Source organism: Marinifilum caeruleilacunae (genome assembly GCF_013141825.1).
Lineage (GTDB): Bacteria > Bacteroidota > Bacteroidia > Bacteroidales > Marinifilaceae > Marinifilum > Marinifilum caeruleilacunae.
On sequence record NZ_RZNH01000049.1, the window covers coordinates 12,380 to 36,828 of the forward strand.

At 35.0% G+C, this 24,449-nt stretch carries 22 protein-coding genes and 1 tRNA gene; 8 read left to right on the forward strand and 15 right to left on the reverse strand.

Annotation, left to right across the window (positions count from 1 at the left end):
* Positions 1 to 108 precede the first annotated feature (108 nt).
* The 5 genes from lepB (ELS83_RS22605) to ELS83_RS22490 form a co-directional block, all read right to left on the reverse strand.
* Positions 109 to 1,098, reverse strand: coding sequence for a signal peptidase I (lepB, locus tag ELS83_RS22605; protein ID WP_171597284.1), 990 nt, complete (start codon positions 1,096 to 1,098; stop codon positions 109 to 111).
* Positions 1,085 to 1,633, reverse strand: a complete 549-nt coding sequence (locus tag ELS83_RS19800; protein WP_171597285.1) for a hypothetical protein — start codon at positions 1,631 to 1,633, stop codon at positions 1,085 to 1,087. Before ELS83_RS19800 ends, lepB (ELS83_RS22605) begins: the two co-directional genes overlap by 14 nt.
* 32 nt (positions 1,634 to 1,665) lie before the next feature.
* A complete protein-coding gene (locus ELS83_RS19805) occupies positions 1,666 to 2,712 on the reverse strand; it encodes a BF3164 family lipoprotein (RefSeq protein ID WP_171597286.1) in 1,047 nt (348 codons plus the stop codon).
* Positions 2,713 to 2,837: 125 nt separating this feature from the next.
* Entirely contained in the window at positions 2,838 to 3,062 is a 225-nt protein-coding gene (locus ELS83_RS19810; RefSeq protein WP_171597287.1) for an NVEALA domain-containing protein, read from the reverse strand.
* A gap of 315 nt (positions 3,063 to 3,377) precedes the next feature.
* Positions 3,378 to 3,506 (reverse strand): hypothetical protein, encoded by a 129-nt coding sequence (locus ELS83_RS22490; protein ID WP_283242751.1) that lies wholly within the window; start codon positions 3,504 to 3,506, stop codon positions 3,378 to 3,380.
* A gap of 460 nt (positions 3,507 to 3,966) precedes the next feature.
* Between ELS83_RS22490 and ELS83_RS19815 the strand changes: the two genes are divergently transcribed.
* Both ELS83_RS19815 and ELS83_RS19820 read left to right on the forward strand, forming a co-directional pair.
* A complete protein-coding gene (locus tag ELS83_RS19815) occupies positions 3,967 to 5,343 on the forward strand; it encodes a sensor histidine kinase (protein ID WP_171597288.1) in 1,377 nt (458 codons plus the stop codon).
* 9 nt (positions 5,344 to 5,352) lie between these two features.
* Positions 5,353 to 6,036 (forward strand): response regulator transcription factor, encoded by a 684-nt coding sequence (locus ELS83_RS19820; RefSeq protein ID WP_171597289.1) that lies wholly within the window; start codon positions 5,353 to 5,355, stop codon positions 6,034 to 6,036.
* Between the two features lie 82 nt (positions 6,037 to 6,118).
* On the opposite strand, the gene ELS83_RS19825 is transcribed toward ELS83_RS19820, so the two are convergent.
* From ELS83_RS19825 to ELS83_RS19870, 10 genes are all read right to left on the reverse strand, one after another.
* Positions 6,119 to 6,541 carry a hypothetical protein gene (locus ELS83_RS19825; RefSeq protein ID WP_171597290.1) on the reverse strand — a complete coding sequence of 141 codons (423 nt, stop codon included), beginning with the start codon at positions 6,539 to 6,541 and terminating at the stop codon, positions 6,119 to 6,121.
* 130 nt (positions 6,542 to 6,671) lie between these two features.
* On the reverse strand, positions 6,672 to 7,727 hold the full coding sequence (locus ELS83_RS19830; RefSeq protein WP_171597291.1) for a hypothetical protein: 1,056 nt from the start codon (positions 7,725 to 7,727) through the stop codon (positions 6,672 to 6,674).
* Positions 7,728 to 7,899: 172 nt separating this feature from the next.
* Positions 7,900 to 8,145 carry a hypothetical protein gene (locus ELS83_RS19835; RefSeq protein ID WP_171597292.1) on the reverse strand — a complete coding sequence of 82 codons (246 nt, stop codon included), beginning with the start codon at positions 8,143 to 8,145 and terminating at the stop codon, positions 7,900 to 7,902.
* A gap of 201 nt (positions 8,146 to 8,346) precedes the next feature.
* Positions 8,347 to 8,766, reverse strand: a complete 420-nt coding sequence (locus ELS83_RS19840) for a DUF1573 domain-containing protein (RefSeq protein ID WP_171597293.1) — start codon at positions 8,764 to 8,766, stop codon at positions 8,347 to 8,349.
* Between the two features lie 304 nt (positions 8,767 to 9,070).
* Positions 9,071 to 9,991, reverse strand: coding sequence for a signal peptidase I (lepB, locus tag ELS83_RS19845; protein WP_283242752.1), 921 nt, complete (start codon positions 9,989 to 9,991; stop codon positions 9,071 to 9,073).
* A gap of 11 nt (positions 9,992 to 10,002) precedes the next feature.
* Positions 10,003 to 10,599: a hypothetical protein gene (locus tag ELS83_RS19850; RefSeq protein ID WP_171597295.1), complete on the reverse strand. Its 597-nt coding sequence runs from the start codon at positions 10,597 to 10,599 to the stop codon at positions 10,003 to 10,005.
* Positions 10,571 to 11,725 carry a DUF4221 family protein gene (locus tag ELS83_RS19855; RefSeq protein WP_171597296.1) on the reverse strand — a complete coding sequence of 385 codons (1,155 nt, stop codon included), beginning with the start codon at positions 11,723 to 11,725 and terminating at the stop codon, positions 10,571 to 10,573. The genes ELS83_RS19850 and ELS83_RS19855 overlap by 29 nt, the downstream gene beginning before the upstream one ends.
* 95 nt (positions 11,726 to 11,820) lie before the next feature.
* Positions 11,821 to 12,036 carry a hypothetical protein gene (locus ELS83_RS19860; protein WP_171597297.1) on the reverse strand — a complete coding sequence of 72 codons (216 nt, stop codon included), beginning with the start codon at positions 12,034 to 12,036 and terminating at the stop codon, positions 11,821 to 11,823.
* Positions 12,037 to 12,506: 470 nt separating this feature from the next.
* Positions 12,507 to 12,588 (reverse strand) — tRNA-Leu (locus tag ELS83_RS19865).
* Positions 12,589 to 12,762: 174 nt separating this feature from the next.
* Complete coding sequence (locus ELS83_RS19870) at positions 12,763 to 14,301, reverse strand: AbgT family transporter (RefSeq protein WP_171597298.1); 1,539 nt, start codon at positions 14,299 to 14,301, stop codon at positions 12,763 to 12,765.
* A 307-nt stretch (positions 14,302 to 14,608) separates the two neighbouring features.
* On the opposite strand from ELS83_RS19870, the gene ELS83_RS19875 reads away from it, so the two are divergent.
* The 6 genes from ELS83_RS19875 to ELS83_RS19900 all read left to right on the forward strand — a co-directional run bounded on the left by ELS83_RS19875 (position 14,609) and on the right by ELS83_RS19900 (position 24,054).
* On the forward strand, positions 14,609 to 15,604 hold the full coding sequence (locus ELS83_RS19875) for a dihydroorotate dehydrogenase-like protein (RefSeq protein ID WP_171597299.1): 996 nt from the start codon (positions 14,609 to 14,611) through the stop codon (positions 15,602 to 15,604).
* Between the two features lie 170 nt (positions 15,605 to 15,774).
* Positions 15,775 to 17,334 (forward strand): L-piperidine-6-carboxylate dehydrogenase, encoded by a 1,560-nt coding sequence (gene amaB / locus ELS83_RS19880; RefSeq protein ID WP_171597300.1) that lies wholly within the window; start codon positions 15,775 to 15,777, stop codon positions 17,332 to 17,334.
* A gap of 24 nt (positions 17,335 to 17,358) precedes the next feature.
* Entirely contained in the window at positions 17,359 to 17,820 is a 462-nt protein-coding gene (locus ELS83_RS19885; RefSeq protein WP_171597301.1) for a hypothetical protein, read from the forward strand.
* A gap of 196 nt (positions 17,821 to 18,016) precedes the next feature.
* Positions 18,017 to 20,767 (forward strand): DUF3352 domain-containing protein, encoded by a 2,751-nt coding sequence (locus ELS83_RS19890; protein ID WP_171597302.1) that lies wholly within the window; start codon positions 18,017 to 18,019, stop codon positions 20,765 to 20,767.
* Positions 20,768 to 20,924: 157 nt separating this feature from the next.
* Complete coding sequence (locus ELS83_RS19895; RefSeq protein ID WP_171597303.1) at positions 20,925 to 22,556, forward strand: hypothetical protein; 1,632 nt, start codon at positions 20,925 to 20,927, stop codon at positions 22,554 to 22,556.
* A gap of 25 nt (positions 22,557 to 22,581) precedes the next feature.
* Positions 22,582 to 24,054, forward strand: coding sequence for a DUF5723 family protein (locus ELS83_RS19900; protein WP_171597304.1), 1,473 nt, complete (start codon positions 22,582 to 22,584; stop codon positions 24,052 to 24,054).
* Positions 24,055 to 24,449: the final 395 nt, after the last annotated feature.

Sequence of the window (24,449 nt, forward strand, 5' to 3'; positions counted from 1 at the left end):
ATTATTTAAATGAAAGAAAAATATTTTCCTTTTACATTATTTTGTTTTTGCCTTGCTCCACCTTTCTAAAAAAACACAAGTTTTTAAAATATAATCATGTAAATGTACTCACTGGTTAGCACTCCGTTTTTTTTTAAAAGGAAGTTTTTTATTTAATGAAGAAAGAACATATTTTGCTTTACCAATAAGTAACTCCTCAGGTATAAGTCCAAAATGTCTTGAATCTATTGATTTTGATCTATTATCACCCAAAAGGAAAAAGTAATCTTTTTTAAATGTATAAGTTTGAATGAACTCACCATTATCATATACTCTACCGTCCATATAATAAACCTTTTCAATCTCGTATTTATTTATTAAATCACAATAAAAAGATGCATTTTCCTTGGAAAACTTTATTTTCATGTTCTTTCCTGGAATAATAAGATTCTTGTATGCTTTTAATTTGTTTTGCCCTAACTCATTATATCTAAACCATCTATTTACCCTTTTAAAATTTGGCTTCTTTAAATCTTTGCCACTAATAATAGTGCTATGTATTATAGAATCACCCATTTTTCTGGTTCCACCGGTTAAATGATTACGAGTAATATACTTTGATACCGATTCATTATAATATTCAATATTAAAATCAAAATGAAGATTGTTAGAATAAAACCTTTCCTCTTCATTACAATACCAAACATTATTAATACATAAAGTATCCCCAGGTATTCCAATACAACGCTTTATTAAAACTGACTTCTCTTCAATATCTTGAAAGACGAGAATATCACCACTAACAACAGATTTAAAACTTTTAGTTCTGTAATAATCCCAACGTTCTTTATTTATATATGCTTTTAGTTCCTTAGAAAACATCAACAACACATTACTCCAGGGAATATCTGAAATTGAATTAGGTAATTTAGAACCTAATGAAATTTTTTCTACCAACACATAATCTCCTTCTTTAATGGTAGCATGCATTGAGTTAGAAGGCACATAGAAAATTTCACATACAAATAATCTTAGTAAGATTATGAGTATAAACCCAGGTAGAAAACATAAAATTAATTTCTTTGCTAGGCTCGATTTTTTTTTCTTAATAACTCTCACATTCTAATTCTTTTCGCATCTCTTGCATATATAAGTCTAGTATTTTCTCATATTTCATTGGATTACCTATTAAAACAATTTTCTTATCAATTAATAAGAACGAATGAAACATACTATTGCTATGCAGATTATTCTGTCTTATAAATTTTTTTTGAGGATCCTTAAATATTGGAAAAGGTATTTTGTTCTTATTCATAAAATTTTCCAAAGACCAATAAGAATCTGCCCCTACATAAAAGCAAAAGCTCACCTCCTCACACATTTGATGTGTTTTAATAAAATTTCCCCATTTCAATATATCTTCGGCACACTTGCTGCAATTACCATCAATAAAGGCTACAACAGCAACAGTGTAATCCATAAAATATTCATCAATTTCAAAGTTCTTAGGATAAAATATCTCTAATGAATCAGGCAGAACCAATTCTTTTCCAACAAAAGATTTCACTACTTCACTGATGTTATTTTGACCAGTGTTTTCTTTGCAACCAATTAAAAAAAGTAATATCAATAATATTAGAGTTATATTTTTCATATTAATAACTTCTGTTTTTTACTCGATCTTCTCTAAATATCAAGTTCATATTTTATCAGGAACAATTCATCGCTAAGTCCAATTCCAATTATGGACTTGCTATCTTTGTCATAGGCAATACTATTAAGGCCAATATCCAGTTTAAACCTTTTTATAGGCTTCCCATTCCAATCAAATACTAAAATGTTATCAGCAACAAAAGGATTAGACATGTATTCCTTTAAAGTTTTTTCTGTATAAAGAGCAAAAATATATTCATCCGATGCTTCTAAACAGCAATATCCCATAATACTCTCTTTTCTCTTTACCACTCGGTTTTTAGACATTAGAAAATCAGGTAATCGATAGTGGTATTTTTTTATTTCTTGAATACTATCATGTAAGATTTCGTTAATTTCAAGTATTTCTGAACAGTTTGTTGCAAAAACAAACCTATTTGAACCTTCCTTCACTTTTAAGAATCCCTGAAATAACCTTCCTTTTTGTCGTGATTCTAAATTTTGACCTTTTTGTAAACTAGGGAATGCACCATGATTTCCTATAAGTACACCTTCTGAGTTAAATATTGCATACATGCCATGACTAAATGAACCTGTTCCTATAAAATAATTTTTTGTTCTCTTAACATGATAACAAGACCCATCATCGATTTTAAATTCTCTAGTTTTAACAGGTACAAAGCTTGTGTCTTGAAATAGGTTCTTAACTGTTATGGTATTCACTTTTTTCGGAACGCGTGTAAAAATATCTATAGATTTATTATGTTCGCTTCTATCAATCGAAATTGCACGTGATAACTCTTTAGGCCCTCTACCTTTTTTAATAGATGCCCCTAAATAATTACCATTCTTTTTTGAGAATACATCAAGATAATACTCACTGTTTTTATTCATTATAAGAATTAGCGAGTCTATTATCTGAATCGAAATAGGATTTCCAATTACCTTTCCTTCTATTGGCAATATATTCCCATTGATGATATCTGCCTTATGAAACAACTCTAATGGATTCGTGACTTTCTTTTCCTTGCAACCTGTTAGTATCGCAATTACTCCAAGTACAATTAAACATATTCTCATATTATCTGATTTTACACTCTTATTAGTAACTCATTGTTTTCCCAACGCAAACAGTATCATTACAATTAATCTATATACACTATCTAACTTAAATGCTAGGTGCATAGCACCTAGCAAAGACTTTATTAATCGACAAATTCACCGTCAATTTCGAAATCGCCGTAATCACAACAGTTTACAATACTGTTACAACATAAAAATCCACCATCATCATCAGTAATTACACGACTTTGTGCTAAAGCATCAATATTATCAATAACAAGACCACTTTCTGTCTGATTTGCATTATATGTGAATAAAAAGCTAAAGCAAGCTAGTCCAATAACCGATAAAAATATTTTTTTCTTCATAATTATAAATTAATAGCAAAGAGTTACCTTTGCTGTATTACATTCAATTTTGCGCAGTACATTTGTCTTTTTCTGTAAATCAATTTGTACTGTGCTCTTTTTTTTCTGCTTTAACTGCCAGAACAGTTCCATTGGTATTGAGATGGCTCCCATGTAAAGTACAATTCTTAATTGTCTTTATTCTTTTTTTCATCTTACTTTTGCCTTGCACCTCCTCTTTTGTATTATATAAGCTTTTAATAACTTCATTTTATAATCTTGCACGCACAGGCAGACCCATTTTACTTACATAATAAATATGGGATCCCCTGGCTTTTATAAGTAAACTCTCACCTCTTTTCCATCAATAATCACCACGATGTACTCCCTTTCCTCACCCCCTTTTATTTGACACAGTTCTTCCAAATTTAATTGATCAAATTCTATCAGTTCTTTTAGCATCATTACGTTTTTATTTAAGTATTACAGTAGTTTAACTCACATAAAACTATTGATCATTAAATATTGAAACGAATAGCTAAGTCACTACTCATTAGTAGTTATCTAAGTAAATTTTTAATGAAATTCGATCTTCAACCAGTCAATCGGAAATGTATTTTGCAGAATTTGTGTGCTTGAATTTTTCAGCAAGCTTACTTCGCATTGTTAATCAACTACCTAAGTAACACTAGAAATTATTGCAATTCATAAAAACCTCATCCATACACTTCGCAACAAGCTGTTTCTATGCACATTAGAAAAATATAGTTAAGTTTCTAATTACTCGATTAGATTACACTAATCATTCGATTGGATTTTATTGGATTTTACAATTAGATCAAACACGAATACTTTGCTTTGGTGGAGTTATTTAGATTTGATCTGTAAAACATAGTTTTAATGAAAAAAAGATTACTTTTAACATATGAAAAATGTTTTTCTCAAAAGAATAGGTGTCTTAATTCTGTTGATTCTATCTATCCTTATTTTCTCCCAAGTACTATGGTTACAGGAGCAAATAAAGAAAGAGAAGGATGCCTTTGTATCAAGATTGGAAGAGCGTTTAAGTAGTGTCATTCATTTTCATGCCCTAAAAGGATATAGCCCAAAAAATCAGGACAAAACAGATACAACCACAATAAACATTGATGAGAGTCAGAGAAAATCGGATCATGATAATTCTCGCGAAATAGCTCGATACGATATTAATACCAGTAAATATTCGAAGGACTTCTCATTATTTAAAGCCATTGAGGCAACTTTTACCAATAAAAGCCTGGAGCAAGGGAAAATTAAGTTAGAGGTGATTGATTCTCTTTTTCAAAACAATTTCTCTGAAATCGACATCATCTGTTGCTATAAAATGGAACTTCTTAAAAATGAACACACAATTGACAGTTTATTTAAAAGTGAAAATGATTTTAGAGAATTAAAAAACGATTTAAATCAAATTCACTTTTCACTTGGAACTACCAATACATATGCTTTTCGGTTCTCCTTTAAACTACACAGTTTTCCTTTCTTACAACAAATGGTATACACCATAAGTGTGTCTGGAATCGCAGTTATTCTGGTTGCTATTTTTATGATCTGGTTACTATGGGCGCTGCAAGAAAGAATAGATCGATTGCAGTGGCGTGAGCAGGCCGTAAGAGGTATTGTACACGATCTTAAATCGCCTCTATCATTTGTATATACATTCTTAGATTATATGGCCAGCAAAGAGCAACAAGCTACGGTTAAAAAGCAAGTTGAAAATGCAAGTACCAATATATCCAAGCTGTCTGGTAAAATGGACCTGATTTTGTCTCTATTTGGGAATCAAAATCAAAAAATGCTAATCTCTCCCTCTGATATAAACTTCATGCATGTTTGCAATGAAATTTTATCTGAATTGAGAGTCGTATATCAAAACAAACAAATAGATTGCAAACTGGATTTTGATCAAGATTTAGTCCTTGCTGTAGATCCATTTTATTTTGAAGCTGTAGTACGAAACCTAATGGATAATGCCTTTAAATATTCTGACTCTACTCCCAAATTGGTAATTGAAGCTAGAAAAGAAAAATCAAAATTACATTTGTATTTTACCGACTGCGGTTATGGGATTTCACCAATAGATCAGAAAAAGGTTTTTCGCGAATATTACAGGGCAAGTTCAACAATAAAAGGTCATGGAATTGGCTTATCTTTTAGTATGAAAATCGTAAAATCACATAGGGGACACATTACATTGAGCAGCGATACAGGCAAAGGAAGTACATTTTGTATTATTTTACCGTCCGAAACAATTGTTACATAATATTAGGAAATGAAAAAACTGCAAATACTTTTTGTTGATGATGATATCAACCTTGGAAATCTTATAAGTAGTGTTCTTGAAACAGATTATAATTGCCAGGTTCATTTTCAAAATACAATGATTGGCATTGAATATATCATTAAGGACCTTAAACCAGATATTATCATTTTAGATGTTGAAATAGGGACCGTAAACAGCATATCAAAAGCCAAAGAGATTGTAGAAAATCATCCACAAATTCCGCTATTATTTATTTCCTCGCACACCGATGATGAATTAATCACAAAGGGAATCGGTATAGGTGCATATGCATATATTCCCAAACCCTTATCAATTCCTTTATTGGTTACCTACATTAAACGTTTTACTTCCGAATCACAGCAAAATAAGTTTATCGAATTAGCCAGGTATACCTTAAACTTAAACTCAAGTGAATTGCATTTTGATAGTGTATTTGTAAAAAAGCTTAGCCCCTCCGAAAAAGTTGTTCTTGAACTTTTGATGCGACAACCCAATAAAATTGTCAAGAAAGAACAAGTAATTGAAAAACTTTGCACCCAATCTTTAGAAACTCCAGGCATGGCAAGCCTTCATAATATTATTTCAAAAATACGTGAGTTGCTTAAATTGCAAAATACGATAGAAATTGGAACCATTAGAGGGGTAGGCTATATTTTAAAATGCGAGGAATAAGCATTTGATGTAAGATCGTAAGCATCTTTACCAATTATTTGTTATGGATTTTGAATTGAAAGCATCATTATCCACCCCTGTGTTACTCTTGTAAAAGTTTCCTAAATATCCCTTTCATACTTTCATTACTCCACGGTTTTCCAACCATTATTATTCTATTTTCATTATCAATTAATAAAGAGGCATCCATTATCCACTTTGGCACATTCATATTTTTAACAATATATTTATAATCAGGATCCATTATTACGTAATATTTATTTTCAACCTGTTCAATTTCCTGAATTTTGGATATCAGAGATTCATAATTATCACCCCTGACAATAAAGAGTACAGTATAATTCTTGGGTGTTCCTATTACTTCAATATTGTTTTGCCAATCGATAAATTCCTCATAACACGACTCACATCCGTTTAGCAGGTATACAATTGAAATGTATTTATATTGTTGTCGGAAATCTTCAAAATTTAGAATAGTATCTTTATGGTAAACATTCTTAAACATTTTCAAATGCAAAGGCTGCATAAGAACGTCGCGAATTTCTCTCTCACGTTTTGACAAACATGATACGCAAACAATCACAATTAAACATGTGAGTACAATATATCTCATAGCTTTCTACATAAAGTATGATTTATATTTTGAGATAAAACCACCCTAAAGGATTGATCCTATTATCAAAATAAGCAATAAACCTTTCATTATCTTCATCTACACAAAAAGCACTAAACTCATAACCTACATCAATAGTTTTGATGTAATTCCCTTCCATATCAAAAACAATTAACTTTGAAGGCGAAATTGAATCCAAGTCTCCATCCTTGGACTTCAAAATTCCTTTACCGCCAATATAGGAAGCCAGTATATAATTCTTATAGATTGTCACATTCATAAAAAATTTTATTCCTTTTATTTCTTTTGCATTCCATTTAGAGCCAAAAACATTGCACCTCAAATTTCCATTTAAATCACATATTGTTAACAAATCCACAAAATTAAAGCACGAAACATATACATTATTCTTTACAGATAATGCAAAGTCCGAATAAGATTCTCTTCCTCTTATCTCTGGGAAATTATATCCATATTCCTCAATTTTATTGGTATAAATATTTTGCTTCGTAGTTACTAAATCCATAGAGTGAGTACTTGTTGGCTTAACAGATCTACCAATAGAAATACTGTCGTTAATAAACTCATATTTAATTTGAAACAGTTCATTATCTAACATCAGTTTTCGGGATGGTTTAAATTTTTTATTGTTTAGAACACTATCCATGGGAAATTTCCAACGTACCATTTTACCATAATCATCAACAAAAATTTCTTTGGTCTCAAAGGCACATCTGGCTTCTCCCAAACGAGATATTTCTCCGGGTCCTCGGCCAAGAAAACCGCTGCTGCTCACATATTCCAGATTATTTTTATTAAAAAAGTGAATTCCTTTCTCTCCTTTTGGAGAAAGCTCATTCACAACCAGCAAGGAGTCATAAATCAACATACTGCAATATTCAAACATTAGTTCGCTTTCAATATCTGTCACTTTATCTTTAACAGAAACTGTTCTATTCTCTGTTTCCTTAAATGTTTTAGTATGTTTAGAATTGCTATTATTGCATGCAAACACTATAAACGAAACGAGAATAATTACCAGATTTCTTATTTCTATTCTTCTATGCGGTAAAGTCATAAGTTTCAAACTTTTTTATTGTGATTTTATAATCATAAAATGAAGGACACTCAATTAAAAAAATCAGAAGGTTATCCAATAAAGATTTTAAATTGGGCTGTAACAGTAGAGATTTTTCCAACACATAACTCCCTAGAATAATTTTCAACTTCTTAGATAACCTTCAAACTAATTAATATTCGGCAATAACATTACCCCAATAAGCTTCCTCATAAGGCTTATAGCCGTAACAATAACACAAACCACGGGAGCTCCAACATCCATTTGGGCAGCCGAAACTTTGTTTAGCTAGTGCCTGTGTCATTACTTTGATATCATTTCTTGAGACATCTCCATTGGCAAGAACTATTTTTTTACTTATAAATATTGATACTGTAAATAGTACCACACTTGCGATAAAAACTATTTTTTTATTCATATTTTTTTATTTTTATTTGTTCTTAAAAAAATCTAAATACTGTTCTATCATTTCACAGCTCAGGCCTCATGGGCCTCCCTTACTTATTCTTTTATCCTTGCCACACAACCTCCTTTCATATTCTAATGAAGTCCGTACAGAAGCTATATATTGCTACTAGTAAGTAACAGTCTTCCGTTCTTTGTTATTTATTAATTATTTTCATCTTAATGTCTTTACGCTTCCTTTGATTCGTAATTCGACGAAGCCTGTGTTTGTATTGCAAAACACAGTGATGGTTTTAAAGAAACGTCCTATATTTTTGGCTTCGTAGCTAATCTTTATTTCTGAAAATTTACCTGGCATTACAGGATGATTTGTCCATTTAGAATTTATACAAGAACAACTGGTTTCCACATAGCGAATTAATAATGGAAAATTGCCAGTGTTTTTTAATTGAAAACAAACCTCCTTAATTTTTCCTTTTTGTATATTACCCATATCAACTTCTGTTTTCGTAAAATCAACTTCTGTTGGTGGTGCGAATACCTGATCTACCGAGTCATCCTTGAGACAGAGCCATATAACTATTGAAAATCCCATTACTATTAGTAAGCCTATATGATTTTTCTTCATAAACATCTTAGAATAACCAGTTTAACCAAACTCATCCCTTTACAATAATTGATGTAATATAGTTTTCATATAATGATAAAACCAGCGATATCGACAAACAGGTATTCGGTATCGACGAACGATACCTGACCATCTATGAAGAGATTTTGGAAGGGTATAAAATCGAAGTAGAAAGCTTGGTGCTGTGGCAGGAAAGAAAAGATTCTGTGGAAGAATATGAAGGAAGACTATGGAAATGCTTACTGTAGAAATGTTCTGTTTGTGAAATGATGTTCCTTTTTGAAACAACAGTACCTTTTCTATTTATTTGTTACAACACATATAAAATCTTGCCTATAATATTTTTAAATGGAATCAAGCCAAAGGATCTTGAATCAATTGATTTTGATCGATTATCACCCAATAAGAAATAGTAATCATTTTCAAATACATATTTGTTATTAAGTCTCCCATCGATATAAATATCATTCTCAGATTTTAATATTTCTTTCACCTCAAACTGGTTAATAATTTTTGCATAAAACTGGTAGTTTTGCATGTTGATGACAACAGTATCTCCTTTGGCAGGTATTTTAATTATAGATGCTGCATCCTCTACCCTGAGATTAAATTTTCGTTTAGGTGCTTTCAAGTATTTTAATATTCCAAGTGCTTTCAATTCATTTACCTGTTTACCATTTAAGTGAACTTTATCAACCACCTCACCATCCAAATACTCACTATTACATTTAACAAAATTTACTTTAAAATAGGAAGTAAGATCAAAATGTTTTGTTTCTACTATCCACTCATTAATCACTAATTTAGAAAAGTTTCTTTCCTGCTCATCACAATACCATATATCAGAAAAAATGGATATCCGTTCACCAGGAACACCAATACATCGCTTAGTTAAATAAAGAGTGTTTGAAGGGTCACGAAAAACGATTACATCACCTTTTACTGGTTTTGATCTTCCAGGCAATCTTTTTCCATTCCAGCGATCTTTTATGAGAAAATTTTCAAATTTAGTGGATATCAAAAGCAAAGTGTTCGCCCAGGGAATTTGATTTATGGATTGTGGCAACAAAGCACCATAACTTACTTTTTCAACTATTATATAACTTTTTTCATCTATGGAAGGACTCATAGATGCTGTTGGAACCCAGAATATTTCTACCATAAAAATTCGTAGAAGAATTGTAAATAGTAGCATGATAAAAAAAGACAATATCAACTTTCTCACCTTCATCCTTTCAAATACTACATTGAAGCATTAAGTATTCTATTAATTGTTTTGATATATAGGTCTTTAATTGGTCCATTTTTCAGAGGGCTTCCAACTAAAATAATTTTATTATCACTAACTAAAAATGTATGAAACATTTTGTCTTTTGGCAAGTTATTTATCTTTATAAACTTCATTTTAGGATCTTTAACAAAGAAAAATGTATATCCTTTGGTATCAAATAAATTTTCCAACTCTTTGTATTCTGCAGCATGTATATGAAAGTAATAATTTACCTCATCTGAAAATTCATTTTGGGATATGAACTTGCTCCATTCATCGAATTCCATAATACAATCATTACAAGCACCATTTATTATTGAGTAGATCTTTACATCAAAATCTAATGGTTTATACACATAGTGTTTGGGATAATATATCGAAAGAGAATCAACATTCTTTATTTGACTGTCAATCATCCGGTGAATAGTCTCATTAATTGTGTTTTGTTTTTTACAAGCAATTGAAGTTAAGGCTATAATGATAGCAAATAAGAAGATAATGGGTGAAGTTGTTTTTTGATAATGATGAAGCATATTTTTCCTAATTGGTGTTGATTGAAAAAATCTCAAAACTCAATGAATTTAAATCCAGATTCATATTGTCAGAATCACTAATGGACAAGTATAAACCTTCTTTACCTATAAAACTTTTCTCCCAATCATATATATTATTATCAAATACTTTATCAACAATAATATTATAAGAACTATCCAACACCATTATTCCAAATGGATTGGGCTCATTATTAATAGCCATTAAATCATCATTCTTAGACACCTTTGTCTTACCCAATTTGTAAAAACGATACAGGTAATTTCTGTGTGGATCCCAAAGTAACTTCGTGTATTCTGTACTCCGTATCCGATTGTAAAGATTTTGCTTAAAATCGTTGGTAAAACAATATTCTGTTAAAGCATTTATATTCTTACTTTTACATTCATATGACTTGAAAGTCTCAAAATCCTCAGTAAAATATATATTATGAGAACTTGCAAAGGCAATTACATATCCGTTTTTAAACTGTGATACAAAATTAAAATGCCTTTTTAATTTCAATTTTGAAGATTCATAAGGAATATGCATTCCTACCAATTTATGTGTATGATTCTTAAAATTGTATTTTAAGGTGGTTTTATACTCCTTGAATTCACTAAGATTTTTTGTTGTCCAATTCCCCTCTAAATACATTGGCAAAAACATCTCATTTCCTTTTATGAAAATATGAGTATTATTATTATCTAATGTCCTGGGGTATTTTCGATTTTCACCATAATCAATTTCCGATATTTTAACACCTTGGGAATTAACAACACCTAATTTAAACTTAAAGAATGGAGTTATTATGATAGAATCCTGATTTAGCACCTTAAAGCCACCCACACGGTCAAATCCATTAGGACCTTTTTCTGCGATTTTGATTTGTTCAATTAAACTCTGTTTTTCTAAGTCATAAACCAACAGATGATTTCTCTTATTTAAAAAGTAGAGCAACTCCTTATTTTCATCGTTTATGAAACTGCTTATCTTGTATACTCTGGAGTCTATATTTATTGGAACGGGAAATTTTCTAATCGTATTATTGGATTCTAAATCAAAGCCGGATTTATACATACATTTCTGTGCATCCTTCTTATTAATACAAGAAAAGCAATACAACAAAACCAAAACAGCAGGAATAAGAATATTTTTTTTCATTACTTAGGCCATATAATTTAAACAAATTAGCAATCAAATGATAAGCTAAGGAGAAGAATTACTATGAGTATATATCCTTCTCCATGCTTTTAATTTTAATGGATATAGCAAACTGTTGAACCAGCAAATTCACAATCGCTACCACTCCAAAATTTATAATCATCAGAATCAAAATTTCCATGCGAAACCATTTTGGCCAAAGCAGCAGTATTATCTGCCTTCAAGGTATTGCCTTCCTTAAAAAGATTATAACTGTACAGAAAACCAAAACACGCAATTCCCGCTACTGATAAAAAAAATTTCTTTTTCATAATTTCAAAATTTAGAATTAAATTATATGATCTCCTGCTATAACTGGCAGAACAGTTTCATTGTTCTGATCTGATATTATGAATAGTGCGATTCAAAATTATACTTACCATTTATTTTTCAGATCTTGCATTGCATATCATACAAGCCAGAAGCCTTTCTACTGACTTAATCTATTCTTGTCACCAACTTACTTTGATAAAAGTAAATTTCATTATGCTTTAAAACCAGCGATATCGACAAACAGGTATTCAGTATCGACGAACGATAACTGACCATCTATGAAGCGATTTTGGAAGGGTATAAAATCGGAGAAGAAAGCTTGGTGCTGTGGCAGGAAAAAAGATTCTATAGAAGACTGTGTAGTGATCTTCCGGACAATGCTATTTCAGTAAAAAGGCAGAATTGAATACTGGCAATAAAAAACAGGCACAAAAAAAAATCCTTCCGAATTATCGAAAGGATCTTTTTGTACCCAGGGCCGGGATCGAACCGGCACGGGTTGCCCCACTGGTGTTTGAGACCAGCGCGTCTACCAATTCCGCCACCTGGGCATTGCTTTTGAATGCGATGCAAATGTAGAGAAATGTTTGAATCCCGCAAAACAAAATCTACATTTTTTTTAAAAAAAATCTCAGTGCAAACGAGGAAAAATCCTACATGCACTGAGATTCATATTTTTACACCTTAGCAGCAATTTTGCAACAAGGTCATATTTTTTTCAATTTTTATTGTGGCATGGTGTATTCAAGGCCTGCTCCTGGTCCCAAAGGCAATCCAAGAAGGATCCAAATCATTAATAAAATTACCCAAACAATAAAGAATGCGACCGAATAAGGCAACATTGTGGCAATAATGGTACCGATACCCGAATTCTTATCGTATTTCTGCACGTAAGCAATAATCAGGGCAAAGAAACTCATCATTGGCGAAATTACATTGGTAACACTATCCCCTATTCTGTATACCACCTGCGAAAGTTCTGGTGAATAACCCATCAGCATAAACATCGGGATAAAAATTGGTGCCATAATGGCCCATTTTGCCGATGCCGATCCCATTAGCATGTTTATTAAGGCTGATAAAAGCACAAAAAGTATCATCAGTGGAATCATGCCAATTTCGGCAGCCATAAGCGCTCCTGCCCCTTTAATGGCCATAATTACCCCTAAGTTCGACCATTTAAAATAGGCAACAAACTGTGCTGCGAAAAATACAAGTACAAAGTAACCTGCCAGGGTTTGCATGGATTTTCCCATACCTTTCATGATATCTGCATCGTTCTTGAAAACTTTGGCTCCAAATCCGTAAGCAATACCACAACCTCCTGCTCCTAAAAACAGCAAGGCTACTACCCCTTTAATTAAAGGCGAGGTTAAGAAACCTCCGTCGGGACCTCTAAAGAATCCATTTTCTGGAATCAATCCCCAAAGGGTAATGGCAGTCAGGAATAAAACTACATACAAGGCCCAGCGTAATCCTCTACGCTCCAAATCGGTGATATCGTGAATTTCTTCCTTGTGTTCGTGTGCATCTTTGTATACACCCAATCGAGGTTCGATTACTTTCTCGGTTACCAAAGTACCAACAACGGCAATTACAAAGGTCGAAACTACCATAAAGTAATAGTTGGCCGTAGGATTTACCTCTACTGTTGGATCAACAATACGTGCTGCCTCCTGCGAAAGCCCCGCCAATAATGGGTCGATGGTTCCCAGGATCAGGTTGGCCGAAAATCCACCCGATACACCAGCAAATGCTGCAGCCATACCAGCAACAGGATGTCGGTCTACCGCTACAAAAATAATCCCTGCCAAAGGAATCAATAGCACATATCCTACATCGGAAGCTGTATTCGATAAAATACCCGACAATACAAGTACAAAGGTCAGCATATTTTTAGGAGCCGACAGAACCAGTTTACGAATCAGGGTTCCTATTAGTCCGCTACTTTCGGCAATACCAATCCCCAACATGGCTACCATTACAATGCCCAATGGAGCAAATCCGGTGAAATTATCCACCATTTCAATCAGGATTCGATGCAATCCTTCAACCGATAAAAGGTTGACCACTTCGATGGTTTCCTTTGTTCCCGGATGAACAGCCTGCCACCCAAAAAAGGATGCCAATCCGGATAATAAAATTGCCATAAGGGCAAAAATTGCGAATAAGGTGGCCGGATGCGGTAAGGCATTTCCAAATTTCTCTGTTACATTCAGAAAGCGATCGGTCCAACTTCTTTTTTTCTTTACAGCTTTTTCCATTTTAGTCTGTTAAGGTTGGTTTAGTTTGTTGTCAATTCATGTGAAGCCACAAAAAAAGTGAAAAAAGAATTATACTGCAAGAAGAATCGCATGCTTAACATTTTCATCCTAAAAGACTTTTCATCTGAACACCAATAAAGCTTAACTCCTAATTTCTAGAGCAAAGCTTTAATTTAGGCCGCAAGAAAGCATATTCACATCAGGATTTTCTATCTTAGTATAAAGATTATTGATTTGTAATAAACGCCTTACGCGATTAAATTTGATAGTAAAATCAATAAAATCACACAAACAAAACTTAACGGATATGCCAAACTTAACTACAAACTACTTAGGACTCGATTTAAGAAATCCAATAATTGTTGCCAGCTCAGGTTTAACCGACTCGGTAGAAAAATTAGTTGAACTGGAGGCCAATGGTGCAGGTGCAATTGTGCTTAAGTCTCTTTTCGAGGAAGAGATTATCATGGAAATGGAAGAGCAAATGCATGCCATGACCAGCCGTCCGTATGTTTATCCTGAGACTTTTGATTACATGCAGGAAGAGCCGCACGAAGACATTCTTCGCAAGTACCTTCGATTAATAGAGGAAGCAAAAGCTGCTGTATCGATTCCGGTAATTGCAAGCATTAACTGTGTTAGCGCAGAGAAATGGACCTATTTCTCTCGCGAAATTGAAAAAGCCGGTGCCGATGCATTGGAAATTAACCTGTTTGTAATGCCAACCGACATGAACAGATCAGGTGAAGAAAATGAAAAAATCTATTTCGACGTACTAAAAACTGTAAAAGACCAGGTTGCCATTCCTGTGGCACTAAAAATTAGTCCTTACCATTCGAATTTAGCCAATATGGTGAAAAAACTGGACGATATGGATGCTGATGGAATTGTAATGTTCAACCGTTTTTACAGTCCTGATATCGATATTCATAACCTGGGAATTACCAACGGACAAGTACTTTCACATGCCGATGATTACAAGAATTCTTTACGATGGATTGGTATCATGTCGGACAGAGTGAATTGCTCTTTGGCCGGAACAACAGGTATTCATACTTCTGAGAGCATTATCAAACACATTTTGGTGGGTGCAGATGCAGTTCAGTTGGCTTCGGTAATTTACAAGCACGGACCAGAATACATCGATATTTTATTGAAAGAAATTTACTCCTGGATGGAAGATCAGGGTTTCGAAAACATTCGCGACTTTAAAGGAAAAATGAGTCAGTCGAAATCGAACGATCCTGCTGCATACCAGCGCGTACAGTTCATGAAGCATTTTAGAAACTTCATTATGCATTAGAATCTTTTAAATTCACATAAATACACTTGGCCCGAATCAATTATTGGTTCGGGTTTTTTATTGCAAATATCCCCGAAACTGATAAAAATCATTACTATTTAGATTTAGTTTTATTAAATTGTATACTTCTCTTATTTTAACCTTGTTTACCACAATTAATTCATAATCAAATGGAAATTACAACGTCACAAGAACTCAAAAAGAAATTTGGAATAGAAGAAACATTAAAACGACTGGGTATATCTGATATAAATGCCGGCGTATCAACCGGAACAGAATGGTTCGATTGTAAAGGTGCTGTAACAGAATCTTATTCGCCAATCGATGGATCATTAATTGCAAAAGTTAAAAACGCCGATAAAGATGACTACGAAAAAGTACTGGTAAAAGCACAGGAAGCCTTTAAGGTTTGGCGAAAAATGCCAGCTCCGAAACGTGGTGAAATTGTACGCCAAATAGGAAATGCTTTGCGCGATGCCAAAGAAGATCTTGGAAAACTGGTAACTCTCGAAATGGGAAAAATTTACCAGGAAGGTTTGGGCGAAGTTCAGGAAATGATCGACATTTGCGACTTTGCGGTAGGTCAATCGAGAATGCTTTACGGATTTACCATGCACTCCGAAAGACCCGATCACAAAATGATGGACCAGTATCATCCGCTGGGTTTGGTTGGCGTAATTTCTGCTTTTAACTTCCCGGTCGCAGTTTGGGCATGGAACGCAATGATTGCAGCGGTTTGCGGAGATGTTGTAATTTGGAAACCAAGTTCAAAAGTGCCGCTTTGTGCCATTGCTTGTCACAATATCATACAGAAAGTATTAAAAGAGAATGATGTACCCGAAGGTGTTTTCAACCTGGTAGTTGCCAAATCGTCGGTAATGGGCGATAACTTTATCGAAGACAAGCGTGTGCCGCTGATTTCGGTAACCGGATCGACTGCAATTGGGAAACGAGTAGCCGAAAAAGTAGGTGCTCGCCTGGGCAGAACCATTGCCGAATTGGGAGGTAACAACGCCATTGTTGTGGCACCAACAGCAGATTTGGATATGGCCATTCCGGGCATTGTATTTGGTTCGGTAGGAACGGCCGGACAGCGCTGTACTTCTACCCGCCGTTTAATTATTCACGAAAGCATTTACGATGATGTGAAGAACCGCCTGTTGAATGCCTACAAGCAGGTTGAAACGAAAATTGGTAATCCGCTTGACGAAAATACTTTGGTAGGGCCAGTAATTGATGAAGGTGCTGTTGATGTATACAATACGGCCATTGCAGAAGTGAAAAAAGCAGGTGGAACCATTGTATTTGGCGATAAAGTATTGGAAGGCAACTACGTATTGCCAACATTCTGCGAGGTGGAAAACCACTGGCAAATTGTTCAGGATGAATCATTTGTGCCGGTGCTCTACATCATGAAATACAAGACACTTGAAGAGGCCATTGAACTGCACAATGGTGTGCCGCAAGGTTTATCTTCATCGATATTTACCCTGAATATGAGAGAAGCACAAACCTTTATTTCTGCCGTTGGTAGCGATTGTGGTATTGCCAATGTAAACATCGGAACTTCGGGTGCCGAAATTGGTGGTGCTTTTGGTGGTGAAAAAGAAACTGGTGGTGGTCGCGAATCGGGTTCCGACTCATGGAAAACCTACATGAGAAGACAAACCAACACCTTAAATTTTGGAACCGATTTGCCATTGGCACAGGGGATTAAGTTTGATTTGTAAGCAATTAGCCATATATTTGAGTTGATGAACAAAATATTCATACTCATTATATATATTCTAGCTTATTCTCATTGTTTTTCTCAATCACAAAAAACACAATGTGAGGATTCTGTTTTCCTATCTTATAATGTTGAAGAAGATGAATACTGGACAAACAAATCTAAGCAGTCTGTGATTAAAAAGGGCATCATTCGTCTCTCGAAATATGAAATAAGAGATAGTCTTACAGGCATGTATAAAACTTCTCTTACCAATGGCAATGAGGTGAATGTAGATAATCATATTTTTGGCATTTATCTAATCAATTTAGATTTTAGAAATGAAGCCTTTCTTATGAAGTGTATGGAGGATTCTACATTTTTCGAAAGAGATATGAAGCAATCCAAATTACATGATCTTATATACAAACAAAAAGATTATTCTATTGAAATACAGACATTTCTACAAAATAGAAAACTCGAAAAGTTATCTATGCCAAAAGAATAAACAAGCCTGAAATAATTTAAAAAGCTCCTATTTTTAATGGGAGCTTTTTTCATATCAAAAACCCACACTTTCATCAGCTAAAATCAGAAATTTGAGAAATAAGAAAGCCTTGGGACAAAAGCCTTTCACATAATTTTCTAAGCACAGTTTAAATTCTTATTTTTGAGACAACACTATACCACGCAATCTGTTTACTATGCTGAGAAAAATTCTGACCTCTTTCTTCATTGTTTTGCTTTTGGCAATCATTGTTTTAGGCTACCTGTATCTTCAAAAACAAAAAGAATACAAAGGAGTTGATCCTTTTTCTGCAATTCCTGTGAACTCAGAATTGATTGTTCAATTTGAAAGTTTAGAGCAACTCATTAGCAAATTAGAGAACAATACAGGAGCCTGGAAAGAACTCGGTAGCTTTGAAAAAATTGCGAAAATCAACGAAAATCTTCAGTTCATCGATAGTTTGGCCGGCAACATTGGATCCGACCATCAGTTTTCACTCGACCGTTCTTTTACCATGGCGAGTCACCTGCAAGGAAAGAACGATATCGAATACCTGTACATTCTGCCTATACTCGATTACCTGGAAGAAAAGAAATTACAAACTGCAGTGTCGAACTGGATTGGTCCGGATTTGAAACTGGCCGAACGCACCTACCAAAACACAACACTTTACAGCATTCCTGCAGCAAGTAAAAATAAAAAAGAACTGCATTTTGCCTTTTCCAAGGGATTGTTCCTTGCCAGTAGATCGATGCTATTGCTCGAAAACTCGGTGCGACAATTGAGTACCGACAATTCCATTTCCAAATCGAAAGGTTTCGAGCAAATCAGGAGAACAATAGGAAAAAATGTGGATGCCAACATCTTCCTGAATCTGAAAACATTCCCGAAACAAATCTCTTTCTCACTGGATCAAAAATACAGCAAATTCATTCGCAATTATACCAATATTGGTAACTGGACCGAGCTCGATTTGAGTTTCAGGAATAGAATTATTCTGATGAATGGATTTACCTACAGCGATCCGAACCAGGGCAACCTAATGAATCTGTTCCTACAACAGGAACCTGTTAAAATGGAGATGGAATCCATTCTTCCGGCAACAACAGGAGTTTTGGCAGTTCTGGGCATAGATGATCCATTGCTGCACAAAGGAAAATACCGTAAGTTTCTCGATCAGATGGGCAAACTTTCCGATTATCAGAAAGCCATTAACGATTTGAAAAAGAAGACAGGCGAAGATTTCGAGGAGATCATTTTCTCGATTATCTACAAAGAAATCGGGCTTGCCTTTGCCGAAGGAAATGCCGATAAGAAATTTACCGTGATACGCACCAAGAGTGCCAGCATTGCAAAAGATAAAATGCTGCAACCCATTCTGAAGTATGCAAAAAAGCAGCAAAGAACATTATCGTACTACAAAAGAACCTATAAGCTCGATTCAGAAACCTCTTTCGACATCTACCGTTTGCCGGATGATCGTTTGCCGGAAAAGCTGTTTGGCAGCTTCTTTACCGATGCCTCATCGGCCTATTTTACTTTTATCGATAACTATATGGTAATGGGTCCGAGCATTAATGCACTATCGGAATTTATCCAGGAATCGGTTTTGGGTAAAACACTCGACAGCAACCAGAATTACCAAGAAAACAAGGAGTTTTTATCGAACAAAGCGAACTTCTTTTTCTATACTTCTACCCCAAAAGCCAATCGATTTATTACCTCTTTCCTGAATGCCGAACTTCAATCGGAAATTCAGAACCACAAGGAAAGTGTCAACAAATTCCAGGCAGTGGGTCTACAGTTGAGTTCGAACCGCAACCTGATTTACAACAATTTGTTTATCGAATACGATCCGGTTTTGGAAACAGCTCCTCAAACCGATTGGGAGTCGAGAATCGATACCTGTTTCCGCCACAAACCTTACCTGGTGAAAAATCATTATACCAAAGAGAATGAAATCTTTGTTCAGGATATCGAAAACCAGGTTTACCTGGTGAATCCTGCAGGTCGTGTTCTTTGGAAAAAGACCCTTGATTCACAAATTGTTGGCAAAGTAGAACAAATCGATTTGTTTAAAAACAACAAGCTGCAGTATCTGTTCGCTACGAAAAATCATTTGCACCTCATCGACAGAAACGGGAACTACGTAAAAAATTACCCGATTCGCCTAAAGGCCGAAGCCGCAAGGGGAATTGCCATTTTCGATTACGATAAAAACAAGAACTACCGCATTTTTATTCCTTGTAAAGATCAGCGTGTATATGCCTATTCGAAAGAAGGAAAAATTATTACAGGTTGGAATCCTAAGAAGGCCGAAAATCCGATTACCTGCGAAATTCAACATTTCAGACTGGGAGGAAAAGATTACATTGTATATGCCGATAAATTCCGCGTTTACATTCTAAACCGTCGCGGAGTGGAGCGAGTAAAGCTGAAGAAGCAATTCTCTAAATCGGAGAAAAATCCTTTCTACCTGGAAAAACAACAAAAGCGATTGGTAACAACCGACACCAATGGTAACATTCATTACATCTACTTTAATGGAAAAGTGGAATCCAAATCGTTCACCCAGCTTTCGGATGCGCACTACTTTTCTGCTGCCGACCTTAATGCCGATGGCAAAAATGAATACTTGTTTACCGATTACAATTTCCTAAAAATTTTCGATGCTTCGGGAAATCAGAAACTGGAGAAAAAATTCGATTCCGGAATTAGCTACAGACCTCATGTATACCGATTCTCGCGACGAAATATAGAAATAGGAATCTGTGTTGAAAACGAGAATAAAATCTACCTGATAGACCTGGATGGAAACAACCACTCCGGCTTCCCATTAAAAGGCAATACCGAGTTCTCAATTGGCTTCGCAAAAGCAGGAGATCAATCTTTTAACCTTTATGTTGGCGACAACCGAAACTTCTTACTAAACTATTCCGTACACTAGGCCGTTTGTCAATCATAAGAATTAATTCGTGTATAATAAATATATGTTTACATGAATTAGCCCTTTTTAAAATGTTTAAAATATTTTTAACATTACAGCTAGGGTTTTGAACGCTTCATGCGGTTCAAATTTATATTGTCTATTAAATAAAATTACTATGATATCTAAATCACGATTTCTGATTCCACTTTTATGTGGATTATTGGCCATTACGGCCCAATCATGCTTCGATTCGGACGATTACGACATGGATCGATTATCCGATAAGGTGGAATGGACACCAAACATGATTGCTCCGGTGGGCTATGGAACCTACTCGCTTTGGTACCTTTTAAACGAACACGAGCTGGATCCGAACGACCAGACCATTTTCCTGGAAGGCAATGACCTTGTGATCAGACATCGTGAAGATGATATTTTTACCTATGATGCCAGTTCGGTTTTAAGTTTTCCAAACCAGCTGAGCCAGGGGTTTGCCTTGCCATTACCTCCTGTGGGCTTGCCAGGTCCAATTCCAATTCCGGTTCAAAACGACACCTACAGGATTTCTACAGGTTTTGCAGGTGTAATTCTTTCTCAGGTAGATGTTGACGCAAATCTTCAATTTACTTTCGACAATCCGCTTAACGCTGATATTTCTTTGGACATTTCTTTGCCAAATGGAACAATTGGTGGCGCTCTTGCCACTCAAAATTTTACGATTCCTGCCAATACAAACGGACATGTGGAAAATTTCGATCTTACAGGATTAAGTTTAACTTTCCCGACTCCTTCAAGCGATAATGAGGTTGCCCTTCAGTTCGAAGGTGAAATACTTGACAACGGAGGTGTTATTTCCGGTACAGGTGCATTGGCAATTCAATACCAAATTCAGAATATCAATTTCCAGCTTGCTTATGGCGATTTTGGTCAGCAAAGCATCGATATTGGAACAGGAAATATCGATATGGATGTTGATTTCTGGGATGATATAGATGGTGAGTACCGTTTTTCAAATCCAAAAATACATGTTCACTTGCGAAATTCGGTTGGTGTTCCTTTCGCCATTAATGCAAATATTACTGGTTACAGTTCAAGCGGTGGATCGCAAGCCCTAAACCCGCTGCCCTTACAGCCAAACAATTATCCAAAAACACTGGCTGATGTATTAGATGCTCCAAACCTGGAAACCATTACCTACGACAATACCAATTCAGATATCGTAGATCTTATGGCCTTGCCACCATCAGACAGGTTAGATTATATGGGGAATGTAAGCCTAAACCCAAATGTAGTTGACATTGCAACGGAACCTAATATCATTAGCAATACATCGAGAATTGATGCCGATATCGAAATTGAAATTCCATTGGAGTTTACTGCAACAAACCTTACGCTAAAAGATACCATTGATGATATCGACATTGACGATGCAGATAAAATTATGAATGCGGCCGTGGTAATTACTGCCGAAAATGGTTACCCTCTGGATGTAACAATCGAAAGCATTCAATTAACCGATGCTGCATTTGATGTAATCGACGAAATTACAGACAATGAAGTGATAGATGCCGCTTCGGTATACACCTCGGGACCTATGATTGGTGAGGTTGATCCGGCTTCGATCAAGCAGGTATCGCATGAAATTGCATTGACCCAATCACAAATTGCAAATCTGAATCTCGCCGAAAATATTATTATTAACGCGCTAGTAAGTACCGAGAATGGTGGAATTCCGGTAAAACTGAAAGGCGATTACGAACTGAAGTTTACCATTTCGGTTCAGGCGCAACTCGACCTAAGTAACTAAACCCAGCACTTTAAAACATCCTATAATGACTAAATTTTTAAGCAAAATATCTCTAACAGGATTACTGATCGTGATCCTGACTTTTACCGGTATGGCTCAAAAATTGAACAACACATTGTACCTGATGCAAAATGTTCCTCAATCGAACCAACTGAATCCTGCCATTCAACCAGAATGCAAAGTTTTTGTTGGATTTCCGGCCTTAAGTTCGGTATACTTTAACTACAGCAACAGTAGCTTTGGTTATAATGATATTATTACCGATGGAAGCGGAATCAGAAGTGATTCTTTGGTGGTAAATGTAAACAGTTTTCACGATGCACTTAAGACAACCAACTTTATTTCCCAGCAGTTTGAATTGACGCTTTTTGCCCTGGGAATTCGTGCCAAAGATTACTATTTCACCCTTGACGTGATTGAAAAAGAAGATTCCCGCTTTAGTTTCGACAAAGAGATGATCAGCTTTTTGAAAGATGGTAACTACGATTACCGAGGAAGAACTGCCAATTGGGGAGGTCTTGGCCTGGATGCTAACGCCTACCACGAAATTGCATTGGGCGTTTCTAAAAAAATCAACGACAAGTGGACCGTGGGTATTAAAGGGAAAGTGCTGTTCGGTATGGCCAATGTGCACATGGAAGAATCAGACATGTCGGTATTTACATCTTTAACCGGCGACCAGGTAATTCTGAATTCGAAACACCGCTTAAGAGCTTCGATTCCAATTAATCAAATTACTTACGATGCCAACGGTTTTGTAGATGATATTAACTTCGATGGGGATGACTTTGACGAAGATTTTTTCCTGAACACCGATAACAAAGGTTTTGCCGTTGATTTGGGGATGACCTATAAAATGGACGAAAAAACTACCCTTTATGCCAGTGTTCTTGACATTGGATCAATCAACTGGAAATCCAATGGTTACGAGTTTGTTCAGGATGGTTCATTCTCCTACAATGGAGCAGATTGGTCGCAATCGGGAAATTCAAATGATCCGAACTACAGGGAAATTGAAGATGTTTTTGATGATCTTGTTGATGATATAGAAGATGAATTTAGAGTATCGAACTTGGTTGGTTCTTATTCTGTAGCATTGCCAACTAAAATTTATTTGGGTGGTACACACCAAATACACAAAAGAGTGAATTTAGGTGCTTTAAGCCGCACCGAAATATTCAATGGCAAGGTGCAATCATCGCTTACTTTATCGGCGAATGCACGATTTTTTAGAAACCTGAGTACAAGCTTAAGTTATACTGCTGTAAACAACTCTTACAATAATGTAGGTTTTGGTTTGGCAGCAAAATTCGGTCCTTTGCAATTCTATACCATTACCGATAATGTTATGGCCGCAATTAAGCCTAACAGCGCCCAGGTTGCTAATATTCGCTTTGGGCTCAACTTTTTGTTTGGTTGCAAAGATAAAACCAAAAAGGAAGATGAATGTTCGTGGAATGAGCCTCTAAAAAATAAAAAGAAACCATTATACAAATAAGTTGTAACTTTATACTGCTCTGTGCGAGCAGAGTGTTTACATCAATTTAAATTCGGGCTACCTGTTGTGGGTAGTCCTTTTTTTATCTTGGAATTTGATGAAAAAGAATCTTTACGCTTCATTTAATCTTGCTATAAATACTGTGGTGCTACGCACCTTAACTCTTTACTGATAAAGCAGCAGAGCTGCGAAGTATTTATTGAAACATAGGTCAATCATTTTAATTAGGTGCAGAGCACCGAAGTATGAAAAACTAAATTCTCTGCACTTTTAAGCTTCATTAACTTTTATTTAAAGCATTTAGCACATTTCTAACCTACATTTGTAATGTACAAAACAGAGAAGTTTTTTCATAGAATTAGATTTAGGTTAGTAAATAGTGGTTAGAAGAAAAT